This is a genomic window from Actinomycetota bacterium (assembly GCA_030776725.1).
Taxonomy (GTDB): Bacteria; Actinomycetota; Nitriliruptoria; order Nitriliruptorales; family JAHWKO01; genus JAHWKW01.
In genome coordinates, this window is sequence record JALYHG010000220.1 from 1 (window position 1) to 12399 (window position 12399).

The 12399-nt window shown below is 72.3% G+C and carries 15 protein-coding genes; 3 read left to right on the forward strand and 12 right to left on the reverse strand.

The annotated features are described in order from the left end of the window. Both M3N57_10645 and M3N57_10650 read left to right on the forward strand, forming a co-directional pair. A partial coding sequence (locus tag M3N57_10645; protein MDP9023126.1) for a cytochrome c oxidase assembly protein occupies positions 1–242 on the forward strand: 242 nt, incomplete at its 5' end. A 9-nt stretch (positions 243–251) separates the two neighbouring features. Beyond that, positions 252–632, forward strand: a complete 381-nt coding sequence (locus M3N57_10650; protein ID MDP9023127.1) for a cytochrome c — start codon at positions 252–254, stop codon at positions 630–632. Between the two features lie 84 nt (positions 633–716). Here the strand turns inward: M3N57_10650 and M3N57_10655 are convergent, their stop codons facing one another. The 3 genes from M3N57_10655 to M3N57_10665 are packed head-to-tail and all read right to left on the reverse strand — an operon-like array spanning position 717 to position 3744. After that, complete coding sequence (locus M3N57_10655; protein MDP9023128.1) at positions 717–2108, reverse strand: cytochrome bc complex cytochrome b subunit; 1392 nt, start codon at positions 2106–2108, stop codon at positions 717–719. Continuing rightward, positions 2105–3001, reverse strand: coding sequence for a Rieske 2Fe-2S domain-containing protein (locus tag M3N57_10660; GenBank protein MDP9023129.1), 897 nt, complete (start codon positions 2999–3001; stop codon positions 2105–2107). The genes M3N57_10655 and M3N57_10660 overlap by 4 nt, the downstream gene beginning before the upstream one ends. Next, positions 2998–3744, reverse strand: coding sequence for a c-type cytochrome (locus tag M3N57_10665; protein ID MDP9023130.1), 747 nt, complete (start codon positions 3742–3744; stop codon positions 2998–3000). The genes M3N57_10660 and M3N57_10665 overlap by 4 nt, the downstream gene beginning before the upstream one ends. A gap of 229 nt (positions 3745–3973) precedes the next feature. On the opposite strand from M3N57_10665, the gene M3N57_10670 reads away from it, so the two are divergent. Continuing rightward, complete coding sequence (locus M3N57_10670; protein ID MDP9023131.1) at positions 3974–4363, forward strand: DUF4383 domain-containing protein; 390 nt, start codon at positions 3974–3976, stop codon at positions 4361–4363. Between the two features lie 27 nt (positions 4364–4390). Here M3N57_10670 and M3N57_10675 read toward each other — a convergent pair whose 3' ends face one another. The 9 genes from M3N57_10675 to M3N57_10715 form a co-directional block, all read right to left on the reverse strand. Further along, positions 4391–4606 (reverse strand): Rho termination factor N-terminal domain-containing protein, encoded by a 216-nt coding sequence (locus tag M3N57_10675; GenBank protein MDP9023132.1) that lies wholly within the window; start codon positions 4604–4606, stop codon positions 4391–4393. Between the two features lie 73 nt (positions 4607–4679). Continuing rightward, the gene (locus tag M3N57_10680) at positions 4680–5660 is read right to left on the reverse strand and encodes a polysaccharide pyruvyl transferase family protein (protein ID MDP9023133.1); all 981 of its coding nucleotides are present in this window, start codon (positions 5658–5660) and stop codon (positions 4680–4682) included. Next, positions 5657–6358 (reverse strand): SDR family oxidoreductase, encoded by a 702-nt coding sequence (locus M3N57_10685; GenBank protein MDP9023134.1) that lies wholly within the window; start codon positions 6356–6358, stop codon positions 5657–5659. Before M3N57_10685 ends, M3N57_10680 begins: the two co-directional genes overlap by 4 nt. Further along, entirely contained in the window at positions 6351–7727 is a 1377-nt protein-coding gene (locus M3N57_10690; protein MDP9023135.1) for a PfkB family carbohydrate kinase, read from the reverse strand. The genes M3N57_10685 and M3N57_10690 overlap by 8 nt, the downstream gene beginning before the upstream one ends. Then, entirely contained in the window at positions 7724–8293 is a 570-nt protein-coding gene (locus M3N57_10695; protein ID MDP9023136.1) for an SIS domain-containing protein, read from the reverse strand. The genes M3N57_10690 and M3N57_10695 overlap by 4 nt, the downstream gene beginning before the upstream one ends. A 61-nt stretch (positions 8294–8354) precedes the next feature. Then, positions 8355–9575 (reverse strand): glycosyltransferase, encoded by a 1221-nt coding sequence (locus M3N57_10700; GenBank protein MDP9023137.1) that lies wholly within the window; start codon positions 9573–9575, stop codon positions 8355–8357. After that, positions 9572–10543, reverse strand: coding sequence for a glycosyltransferase (locus M3N57_10705; protein ID MDP9023138.1), 972 nt, complete (start codon positions 10541–10543; stop codon positions 9572–9574). Before M3N57_10705 ends, M3N57_10700 begins: the two co-directional genes overlap by 4 nt. Continuing rightward, positions 10540–11679, reverse strand: coding sequence for a glycosyltransferase family 9 protein (locus M3N57_10710; GenBank protein ID MDP9023139.1), 1140 nt, complete (start codon positions 11677–11679; stop codon positions 10540–10542). Before M3N57_10710 ends, M3N57_10705 begins: the two co-directional genes overlap by 4 nt. Continuing rightward, the coding region (locus M3N57_10715) for an HAD family hydrolase (GenBank protein MDP9023140.1) at positions 11676–12399 on the reverse strand (724 nt) is incomplete at its 5' end. The genes M3N57_10715 and M3N57_10710, both read right to left, overlap by 4 nt.

Genomic DNA, 12399 nt, shown 5'->3' on the forward strand with positions numbered 1-12399 from the left:
TCGCCGGCGTGTTCCAGTCGGGCGTCCTGGTCCGGCTGGTCACGTTCGCCGGTGAGGCGTGGTACCCGCACCACATCGTGGGGGCACTGCGGTGGGGCCTGACACCGTTGGAGGACCAGCAGCTCGCGGGAGGGTTGATGCTGTTCCCCGGTGGACTCGCGTACCTCATCGCCGGGGTGCTGCTGTTCCTACGCTGGTTACGCGCCGACGAGCGTGCCGCGGTGCTGTACGGCCGGATCTGAGGAGAAGCGATGGCACCCAGAAGCTGGTTGCTGGCGTGCAGCCTGACGGTGGCTGCGGTGGTTGCGGCGTGTGACGTCGTCCCCGGCCGCGCCCCCGAGGCGGGCACCGAGACACAGGTGGAGCTCGGCCGGGAACTGATCCAGCGGTACGGCTGTGGCAGCTGCCACACCATCCCCGGGATCCGCGGGGCCAACGGGCTGGTCGCTCCTCCGCTGACGAACTTCAGCGAGCGGGCGTACGTCGCCGGGACCCTGCCCAACACGCCGGAGAACGTCGCACGCTGGGTCCAGGACCCGCCCAGCATCGAACCGGGAACCGCCATGCCCGTCCTGGGCGTCACCGAGGAAGAGGCGCGCAACATCGCCGCCTACCTGCACAGCATCAAGTAGCCGGGACCAAGTAGCGACAGATCGCGCCGTTCGGGGCGGGCAGCCGGGCCCGTGGGTGCGACCGACCCGCCCGGTTGGCGGACGCTACTCCTCTTCCGCGGGCGAGGCGCCATGGCCGTAGGCCGGAGCCGGACCGGGCGCAAGCGGTGCGGCCTCGTCCTCGGCCCCCGCCCGTGCCGGCCGCTGCGACGATCCCGCCAGGTCACGGCACCACCGGTAGGTGATCAACGCCACCAGGATGGGGACCACCACCGCGGCGGCCCGCAGGGTGTACATCGTCGACACGATGCTGACGTTCAACTGGGTGGCGATGATGTCCTGAGCACCAGCGATGTGGAGCACCACGTAGAACGACAGACCAGCAGCCCCGAACGCGGTGCGGCCCGGGCGGTCGCGCGGCCGGTCCAGGACGTGGTGGTAGCCCCAGTCGCGTGTGAGGGTGCGCTCCAGGGCGGGGTAGAAGTACAGGATGACGAACGTCACGGTCGGCAGGAGCACCGCGGGGAAGAACGGGTTGGCGAGCATGAACCCCCAGCCGGTGAACTCCCACGCCGGGAAGATCCGCAGCGCACCTTCGAGCCAGCCCATGTACCAGTCCGGCTGCGCGCCGGTGCTCACGATGAACGCTTCGTAGGGGCCGTAGTACCACACCGGGTTGATCTGGACGAAGCCGCCGAGCGCCGCCAGCACCGCAGTGGTCAGCGCGAACATCCCGAACGACATCGCGGTGTACGTCGGCCACAACCGCGCCCCCACCACGTTGCGCTCCGTGCGGCCAGGACCCGGGAACTGCGTGTGGGTCTGGCGGAAGACCAGCGCGAGGTGCACGCCGATCAGCCCGGCGAGCATCGCCGGCAGCAGGAAGACGTGGCCGGTGAACAGACGCGACATGATGTACTCGCCCGGGAACGGGCCGCCGAAGATCAGCGACGTGGTCCAGGTCCCGATCAGGGGGATCGACTCGATCACCGCGTGAGCGATCCGCAGACCCGTCCCCGACAGCAGATCGTCCAACAGCGAGTAGCCGGCGAAGCCCTCGATCAGCGAGATCAGCAGGAGCGTCACGCCGATCGCCCAGTTCAGGTCGCGCGGTCGGCGGAACGCACCGGTGAAGAACACCCGCGCCAGGTGGACGACGATCGCCGCGACGAAAACCAGGGCCGCCCAGTGGTGCATCTGCCGGAAGAACAGGCCGGCGCGCACGTCGAAGCTGAGCTGGATGACCGAGTGGTACGCGGCCGTCATCTCGACGCCACGCAGCGGGCCGTAGCTGCCCTCGTAGGTGGTGTGGACCAGGGACGACTCGTAGAACACGGCGAGGAACGTCCCGGTCATGACCAGGATCACGAAGCAGTACAGCGCCACCTCACCGAACAGGAACGTCCAGCTCTCCGGGAAGATCTTGGTCAGCTTCTTCTCGGCGAACTCCGACCCGCCGACGCGGCGGTCGACCCAGCGGGCGAGGCGCTCGATCACCCCGTCTCCTGGCGCGCAGCTGACGGCCAGGTCCAGAAGCCCGGCCCCACCGGCACGTCGTAGTCGCCGCCTGCGATCAGGTAGCCCTGACCGTCGACAGCGAGGGGGAGCTGAGGCAGGGGACGGGTCGCGGGACCGAACGTCGGCTTCGCCCCCTGGAGCACGTCGAACGCGCTCTGATGGCACGGACAGAACAGCTGCTGGGTCTCGACCTGGTACAGGCCCACCGGACAGCCGTTGTGGGTGCAGACCTTGGAGTAGGCCACGTACCCGTCGACCGACCAGTCCTCGCGCCCTTCGAGCGGCTCGAAGATGTCGGTAGGAACCCGGAGCAGGACCGTCTGGGCGTCCGCGTCGTGGATGTGGCCCTCCGGGAAGACGGTCAGGACGCCGTTGACGTCGAGCTCATCGACCGGGATGGGGTGGCCTTCCTCGGTGACGAGCCGCACTCCGCGGCCCCAGGCAGTCCGGGCGCGCTCGGGGAACGGGGAGGGGCCCAGCGAGCGGATCGGGAACAGTGACGCCAGTCCGGTCACGCCGACGGCGGCGAAGAGCAGCCGCCCCAGGAGCCGGCGGCGACCGATCTCCTCGAGGCTGTCGTCGTACGTTGCGAGCATCTTCGCCCGCTGGTCGGGGTTGCGCCCCGGGAACGGGCGCTCCTCCTCCTCGGGGCCGTGCGGCATCAGCTTGTGCGCCCAGATCACCGAGCCGATCCCGATCGCGGCGGTCGCGACCGCGAGCGACCCGCCGAGCGCCTGGGTGTACCACCCGGTCTCCGCACCGACGGAGTACACGATCGCGAACGCGATCCCGCCGCCGATTCCGACCACGAAGGCGATGGTCGCGGCGACCGTCGCCACGCGTTGATCGCGTCCGTCCTTCGGTTCGGTCACGTTCTCCTCCCGATCCACGCAGCCGCGACCAGCAGCGCTCCCAGCCCGAACAACCACGCGATGGCGCCTTCGCTGTACGGCCCGAAGTGGCCGAGGGAGATGCCGCCCGCGTCGGTGGGCTGCTGTAGCTCCAGTGCCACGAAGGACGCGATCGCGTTGGCGTCCTCCTCGCTGATCTGCTCCTCGGAGAAGGCCGGCATGGGCCCCGGACCGATGCGGAGGGCCTCGACCACCTCAACGGGGGTGGCGTCGAACAGCCGCGGAGACTGTTCGAGCCCGATCAGCGCTCCGCCGGCGCCCGCGAACTGGTGACACGCCGCGCAGTGGAGCCGGTACAGCTCGCCGCCGTGGGCGATCTCCTCGGGGTCGACCTCGACCCGGGGGATCGGCGGCCCGCGCGTGAAACGCGCCGTGTAGCGCACCAGCGCGTCGATCTCGTCCTCGGCGTAGGCGGGTTCGCGTCGGCGGGTCGGGTCGTCGCGTTCGCTGATCGGCATGTACCCGGTGGTCAGGTAGAAGTGCACCGCCGCGGTGCCCGACTCCTCCAGAGACGGACCGCGGCTCGTGCCCTCGCCTCGCGGACCGTGGCAGTACGCGCAGTCGCGCTTGAACAGATGCTCCGCGGAACGCGCCTCGGGCCGGGGCTTCTGTGGCTGGGGCTGGACCTGCGCTGACGCGTCGGGCCCCCGTCCGGCGACGACGACGGCGAGCAGAGCGAACGCAGCGGCCGACACAGCCGCCACGCCTCGCCCTCTCCGGCCGCGGCCGATCACGACGTCGTCGATCCCTCCGCCACGAGAGACACTTCTTAGCACAGAGACGCGCCGGGTTGCGGTCGACGGCACGCCCCGTTCGGTCAACCGGACACAGCGGTGACATCGCGGCGGTCATCGGCCACCGCATCACCGTCGCGGCCCATGACCGCGTCGCTCGGCGAGTAGCGTCACACAGGTCCGTCGTGAGGAGGCAGTGGTGGCGCGAGGGTTCGCGTACGTCGCCGGGTTCGTCTACGTGGTGCTCGGCGTGGTCGGGTTCGCCGTGACCGGCTTCGACCACTGGGTCGAGGCCGACACCGACACCTACATCGCGTGGTTCCGGCTCAACTCGACCCTCAACCTGGTCCACGCCGCGCTGGGGAGCGTTCTGCTGTGGGCCGGCACCGAGCCTCTGGAGGCGGTGCGCCCGGTCGTCACCACCGTCGGGCTGGTGTTCCTCGTCTTGGGGGTCACCGCCTTCCCACTGACGGGGAACGCGGACTGGAACGTGCTGGCGCTCAACCGCGCGGATGGCATCCTGTACCTTGTCACCGGCGTGGCCGCGTTGGCCGCTGTCCGGGCCGCGCGGACGGCCCCGGCTGGGTAGAGGCTCGGTCGGGCCCTAGGGCGACGACTAGGGCAGCTCGCCTGCTCGCCGCAGCGCATCGACGAGCTGGGACTTGTTCATCCGAGACCGGCCGTGGATGTCGGCCTCCCGGGCCATCTTGTACAGCTCCTCCTTGGTGTAGTCGGGTCCGGGGTTCGTCCCTGTGACGATCGCCGCCGCACGTGGGGACAGCCCGCGGTCGCGCAGGTCGCGGTAGCGGCCGGCGTCGTCGTCGCTCGCCATGTCGACTGCCTTCTCTCCCCGCCCGCGGCGACCGGGCCGACGGACCAACACGCTATCGCGCCACAGGCGGTGCCTACCCTCGCCGGCTGGCCCGACGTGCGAGCTCTGCGACGACCTCTCGGCGCAGGCGCCGCAGCTCCGCACGCGCCCCGTCGCGACACTGGGCGGCCTGTTCACGCGCCTGTGGCTGCAAGCAGCGATCCAGCGCCGCGTGCAGGCTGTCCTCGTCCGCTGCGTCCGCGGTGAGCACCAGCGGCCAGCCGAGCGCCTCGGCCTGTCGACGGACCTTCGCTCCGCCCACCACCGGGTCGATCGCGACCGCCGGCACACCGTGCTTGAGCGCCAGCACGAGACCGTGCAAGCGGGTCGAGACGACGGCGTCCATCCGCCGCAGCAGCGAGGCGAGCTCCGCTGAGCTGCGAACATCCGGTGCGATCGGACTCAGTGCGGGATCGACGCGCGTGTCCAGCGCGATCGCGGCGCAGCCCCGGTCGCCGAGGACGGCCAGGATCCGATCGTGGACCTGATCGAGCCGGTGGTGGCCGTACTCGGGCTGCGCGTGGGCGCGGACGATGGCCACCGCAGGGATCTCAGCGACCTCAGGGCCGAGACTGAGGTCGGGGCGGCAGGTGGCGTCGCTGTCGCGTTCCCACAGCAGATCGAACCTCGCCGCGACGGCCGGGTCGACCAGCGACAGGTTCAACCCCACGAGCGTGCACCGCTCGAACCGGTCCAGGAGCCGCTCGACCTGCTCCCCGCCGGCCGGACCGCACACGAACGCCACCACCGCGTACCGGTCCGGATCCTCCTCGTCCCACGTCACGCCCCCGGCGAAAGCCGGGCTCAGGGCGACGTCGCAGCGGTAGCCGGCGTCCTCCAGCCACCGGCGGGCCTCCTCGCCGGCGAGGAGGTCGCCTGCGGTGGCCTCACCGTCGACGAAGCTGAACCAGCCGGCGACGAGGGCTCGCGGCTCGCCGTCCACCGGCCGCGCCGAGGCCACCAGCGGCTCACGAGGGGTGAGACCGTCTCGGGGTGACCCTCCACGGTCGGTCACGGCCAGGACGGCTCGACCGACGGCGTCACCACCATCTCGCGGAGTTCACACCCTGGAGGCTGGCGGAGCGCGAACAGCACCGCGGCGGCCACGTCGGCCGGGTCGTTGAGCATCTGCTCAGGTGCGGGGCTGAACTGATCGGGGCGGCCGTCGAAGAAGGCGGTGTCCATCCCACCGGGCAGCAGCAGCGTCACGCCGACCTGACCGGCGAGCTCGAGCATCAACGCCCGGGTCATCCCCACGATCCCGAACTTGCTGGCGCAGTAGGCCGACGCCGCCGGCAGAGCACGCAGTCCCAGCGTCGAAGCGACCGTGACGATCCGGCCCCCGCGCTCGCGCAGCGATGGGAGCGCCCCCCGGATCACCGCGGCGGTGCCCAGCAGGTTGACCCTGACGATGCGCTCCCACATCTCGCCGTCGAGATCGGCGAAGTCGCGTGGCACGTCGACCGCAGCACACGTCACGACCCCGTCCAGGCCACCGTGGCGTTCGACGAGGTCACGCACCGCTTGTTCGGCGCGGCGGGTGTCGGCCAGGTCGATCCGTTCGAACAGATGCGCCGTTGCGGGCTCGTTGATGTCCACCACGATCGGCGTCCCACCGGCCTCAGCGACCGCGTCGGCGACCGCAGCGCCGAGTCCCGACGCCCCGCCCGTGACCAGGACCGTCCCCGCCGCTGCGCCGACGCGGTCATCCACGGTTGCGGACCTCCTCGACCAGGCGACTCGTGGATCGGCCGCGCAGGTACGGGAGCACGACCGCTTGCCCGCCCCACCGCTCGACGACGTCAGCCTCGGGCAGGTCGGTGGTGGCGTAATCGGCGCCCTTGGCCCAGATGTCGGGCCGGAGCCACTCGAGGACCGCCTCGGGCGTGTCCTCGTCGAAGACCGCGACGGCATCCACGCAGCCCAGTGCCAGCAGCACCGCCTCGCGGTCTTCTGCGACCATGACCGGCCGCCCCGGCCCCTTGAGCCGCCGCACCGACGCGTCCGAGTTGATGCACACGACCAGGCAGTCTCCCAGCGAGCGGGCACCTTCCAGCGTGGCCACGTGACCGGCGTGCAGCAGGTCGAAGCAGCCGCCGGTCGCCACCACGGTCCCGCCGGAGACCCGGATCTCGTCGACGAGCGCCGCGGCGTCCCGTGGACGACGCCGGCCGGACGGCCGCGGCTGGAAGTCGACGGTGGCTGCCCCCCCGGCGGCGACGAAGACGGTCGACGCCCTCGCCGCGTCCACCACCGCCTCCGACGGGACCGCCCCGTCCGCGAGACGACCGGCCACGGTGACGGCGAACCGGTCGCCCGCCCCGCACGGGTCTCCGCCGTCCACCGCCGGCACCGGCACGACCAACGGGTGGGCATCTCCGTCGACGAACAGTACGCCGCACCCGCCGAGCGTGACCGCCACCCCTGCGACGTGCCACCGGGCGATCAACGTCCGCGCGGCCGCGGCGATGCTGTGCAGGTCATCGCCGTCGAGCCCGCCGCAGAACCGGCCGACCTCGTCCCGGTTGGGGGTGACGACGCGGACGTCGCGGACCGGGACGCTCCCGCGGGGGTGTGGATCCCACACCACCGGGACGGCTCCAGCCGCCCGGACGACCGCCTCCCGGACGCTGCCGACGCCCGTGACGCCACGGCCGTAGTCGGAGACGAGGATGGCTGCGGCGCCGGCGACCGCATCCGCTGCAGCCGGCGTCAGGTCCCCGACCCTCCCCGGCCGGCGGCCGCCGCGGTCGAGACGGATCAGCGGCCGCCCGCCCGGCGCGATCCGGACCTTCTCCGGGGTCGGGACATCGGTGCCGAGGTCGATCGTGTCGACCCCGGCCTGTTGCAGGAGACCGCCGAGTTCGCGCGCGGCATCGTCGTCGGCGAACGCCGTGATCAGGACCACGTCGCGGCCGTCACGAGCGGCCAGCACCGCGGCGAGACCGGCTCCCCCCGGACGGCTGATCACCGCATCCTGGTCGACGACCGGGACCGGGGCGTCCGGGGCCACGCGCTCCACCGACCCGTCGACGTCGCGGTCGAGGAGGCTGTCACCGATGATGACCAACGGTGCCGTCACGACAGGGCCCCGGTCGGCGCGGCCTCCGGCAGATCCAGGTGGTCCTCGGCCTGCTCGGCCGCGCCTACCGCGATGTCCACCTCAGCGCAGATCAGGTGCAGCATCACCAGGTGGACCTCTTGCACGGTGGCGACGGTCGCGGTCGGCACCGCGACCGTCTCGTGACAGAGCTGGGCCAGAGGGTTGGGGAGCATGCCGGTCAGTGCCCAGGTGACCAACCCCTGACGTCGCGCCCCTTCGACCGCGCGGATGACGTTGGGGCTGCGTCCGGACGTGCTCAACGCGATCAGGATGTCGCCGGGACGGCCGTGGGCGCCGACCTGCCGCGCGAAGACCTGGTCGTAGCCGTAGTCGTTGGTGATCGCCGTGACGCTGGAGCTCTCCGCGTGCAGAGCCAACGCGCTGAAAGGACGTCGCTCGTCGCGGTAGCGGCCGACCAGTTCTGACGTGAGGTGCTGCGCTTGGGCTGCGCTGCCCCCGTTCCCGCACACCAGCACGCGCCCTCCGTGGGTCAGGACCCGGGCGAGTTCCTGCCCCCAGCGCTGGATCGTCGACAGGTCGGGCATGACGTCGGTGAGCGCATCGACGAGGGCGTCGACGTGCGCCCGTCCGTGGGGCAGCGGTCGGTCAGCCATGGGATACCTCCTCGGCGAGGCGACGGTCACGGTCAGCGACCGCTCGGTACGCGCCCAGCGTGGCCTCGGCGATGCGATCCCAGCTGTAGTGCATGCGGGCCCGGACCACCCCCGCCTGGCCCATCGTGTGGCGCCGGCCGGGGTCGTTGAGCAGTTCGCGCACGGCGTCCGCGATCGCCTCGTGGTCCTTCGGCGGCACGTGCAGTCCGGTCACGCCGTCGCGGATCGTGTCGATCATGCCACCGACCGCGGTGGCGACGACGGGGACCCCGCAGGCCATCGCCTCGACCGGGACGATCCCGAACGGCTCATACCAGGGTGTGCTCACGACCGCGTCGGCGGACCGCATCAGTGGCGGGACATCGTGCCGTTCCAGCCGGCCGAGGAAGACGACGCGGTCGCGGACGCCGGCGTCGGCGGCGACGTCGCGGAGGCGGGCGATCTCCGGATCGCGGTCGAGATGCTCACGGCGCGGCCCCCCCGCCACCAGCAGCTCGGTGCGGGGCAGTGTCGCGAGCGCGCGGATCACGTCGTCGATGCCCTTGCGTGGCACCAGACGGCTGACGACGACCAGCCGGTGCCAACCGTCCCGCCGCGCCACGACACGACCGTCCGGACGGAACAAGCGCAGGTTGACGCCGCACGGCACGATCGAGACGCGCTCGATGTCGCCGCCCAGGCGCCGGAGCTCGAAGACCTCGTCGGTGCAGGTGGCGATGACGTGGTCGACGTTGGCGACGAGCCACCGCTCGACCGGGAAGCGTTCGGGCGGGCTGGTGTCCATCTCGCCTTGGTGGCGGCGCTTGACCACGCCGAGGGCATGGAACGTCTGGACGACCGGAGCGCCGATCGGTGTGGCGCCCAGCACCGAGGCGTACCCGGACAGCCAGAAGTTGGCGTGCACCACGTCGGGGCGCCACCGCGTCCACGCCCGTTCCAGCTGTGCGGCGAACTGCTCCATGAACGGGAACTGGTCGTCCTTGGAGATCGGGTGTGTGGGGCCGGCGGCGACGTGCTCGACGGTCACGCCGTTGCGGAAGGGCACCCGTCGGGGGACGCCGGGATCCTGCCGGCGGGTGTAGACGGTGACCTCCGCCCCACGGGCGGATAGCGCCTTGGACAACGCCGCGACGTGCACGTTCTGGCCGCCCGCGTCGACGCCGCCCAGGACGACCATCGGGCTGGCGTGGTTGGACACCAACGCGATCCTCACCGCGTCACCTCCTCCAGGACCCGATCCCAGCCCGCCAGGAAGCGTCGCAACCCGTAGCGCTCGAGGGCTGCGTCGCGTGCGGCCTTGCCGCGTCGGCGGGCTTCCTCGGGGTCGGTGATCAGGCGCCCGACCCCGTCGATCAGCGTGTCGACCCGTGTCGTGACCACCCCGGCTTCGGGTGGCACCGCCTCGACGACCTCGGTGGTGGCCAACGCGGCCACGGGCATCCCCAGGTGCATCGCCTCGAGCAGCGTCAGCCCGAGCGAGGTCCACCGCACCGGGTGAACGTAGACGCGGCGGCGCGCGAGCTCCTCGTGGAGGCGGTCCTGTGGGAGGTCCTCGAACGAACGGAGCGCATGCAGCCCGTCGCGGGCCGGGTCGTCGAGTCCGGTGACGCCGATCCCGAACAGGTCGACCGGCGCGGCCGTGCGGACACGGTCGAGGAGATCCGTGCCGGTGACCCGGGCGCGACGGAGCGGCTCGTTGATCGCCACGCCGGCGTGGGCCAGCTCGCCGATGTAGTGCTCTCCCGGGTCGATGATCCCGTGCTGGACGACCGTCGTCGGCGTCGATCCGCAGTCCCAGAACAGGTCGTTGAAGTGGGTGACGTGGACGACGACGAGGTCGTCGCGATCCGCAGCAGGGTGGCGCATCCGGTTGATCCGCCCCTGCGGGGCGCTGTGCTCCAGGTACACCGCCGGGACGTCACGGCCGGGGCGACGACCGCCGAGCCAGCGCTCCGCGAGGCCGTGTAGCTCCCGGGGGCGTTGGAGGATGACCACGTCGACCGCGGCGTCGGCGGCGTCGTCCGGCGTCACCTCGACGGCGTTGGGCGGCCACTGCCACGTCCGCGCCCGGCCGAGCCCGTCGGGCCCGCGGTCGGGCAGGACGGGGATGAGGTAGCGGTGGTCGCCCTGGACCAGCGACGTGGTGTACGAGCCGTGGACGTGCCAGCACAGGACGTTCACCGCCGTCCCGCCACGATCGGGTGCGCGGTGGCATCGGGGTCGGCGAGGACACGCCGTAGCGCGTCGATCACGTCTTCGACCGTGACCGTCCCGATGCACGGGTGGCCGGGCTGCGGGCAGACCGTTGCCCGGCAGCCCGCGCAGGCGATGGTCTGGTCGCCGAGGATCTCGTGGCGGACCCCCCACGGCCGCCAGCGCACCGCCGGGACCGTGGGGGCGAAGACCTCGACGACGGGCGTGCCGACCGCGGCGGCGAGGTGCGCTGGTCCGGTGTTGCCGGTCACGACGGCCGCAGCCTCGGCGAGGACCTCGGCGAGGGCCGCCAGGTCGGTGCTCCCGCCGAGGTCGGTGACCCCAAGGCGGGGTCGCCCGCCGGCTCCGCCGGCCACCCGGTCATCGCCCGCCCGCCCGCCGGCTCCGCCGGCCACCCGGCGGGTCAGGTCCCGCTCCCTCTCACCGCCCGTGACCACCACCCGCCAGCCCTCGTCGAGGAGCGCGTCGACCAGCCCCTCGTGCCGTTGCGGCGCCCACGCCCGGGCCGGAACCGACGCTCCAGGGTGCACCACCACGTACCCGGCTTCGCCTGCGGGGTTCGCCCGCCGAGGGTCGCGGCGGCGGACCGCCAGACGACCGTCATCGCCGGCAGGCAACCGGTACCCGAGCGTGGCGACCAGCGACAGGTTGCGTTCGACCTCGTGGATGTCGTCGTCGACGCGGTGTCGGACGTCGATGAGCGAACCGGGGAAGTCCTCGCTGATCGCTGCGATCGTGGCGACGCCCGCGAACCGCAGCAGCAGCGCCAGGGGGAGCGCCGTCTGGTGGAAGGAGGTGAAGATCGCCGCCTGTTCGACGCCCAAAGCCGCCACGCGATCGGCGAGGCCGAGCTCGGCGCCGCGTTCCACCGGCGGCCGGTCGTGGTCGATCCACGGCGCGCGGTGCACCACCACGTCGTCGACGCCGGGGAGGAGTTCGGCCGCAGCGCGACCGCGGGGACCGCACAGGAACGTCACCCGCCCGGCGGTGGCGGCGACCGCTCGGACTGCCGGCCCGGTCAGCAGGACGTCGCCGGCGTTGTCGAGTCGGGCGAGCAGCACGTGGGCGCCCGCCCGGAACCGTGCCACGCGCGCCGCGGTCATCGGTCCTCCGTGACGATCCGGTCGGCGACGACAGCCAGATCGGCGGCGACCTCTGGGGAGACGAGCACCTCCTCGGGGCGGGTCGACGGGCGCGGCACCAAGATGCCGCGTGCACCCGCGGCCAACGCCGCGTCGACGTCGCTGCGGATGTCACCGACCACGACACACGACGTCGGGTCGACGCCGAGGTCGGCGGCGGCCTTGGTGACCAGTCCGGGGGCAGGTTTGCGGCACTCGCAGCCGTCCCCGGGGCCGTGGGGGCAGACGAACCATCCGTCGAACGGCCCCAGCAGCTCCTCGATCCGCTCGTGCACGGCGTCGACCTGCGCGCGGGTCAGCCGGCCGCGGGCGATCCCGCTCTGGTTGGTGACGACCGCGATCGCCAGCCCCGCGCTGCGGAGCCGGTCCAGTGCATCCCGCACGCCCGGCAGCGGCCGGACCCGTGACGGGTCGCCGTTGTACGGCACGTCCTCCACGAGGGTCCCGTCGCGGTCGACCAGGACCGCCTCGACCCGACGACGGTCGGTCGCCGAGGCGGCGCCGGGCCGCCACGGCCGGGCGGCGGCGACCCTGCGGGCGCGGGCGACTCCCCGCAGCCAGTGGTACGTCGCCGCTACCGGGAGCACGACGCTGGTCGCCAGCATGGTGGTGACCTCGTCGCGGTCGCGTGGGCCCGGGCGGATCCGCCGCCAGGCGAACTCGGCGGTCAGCCCCAGCCAC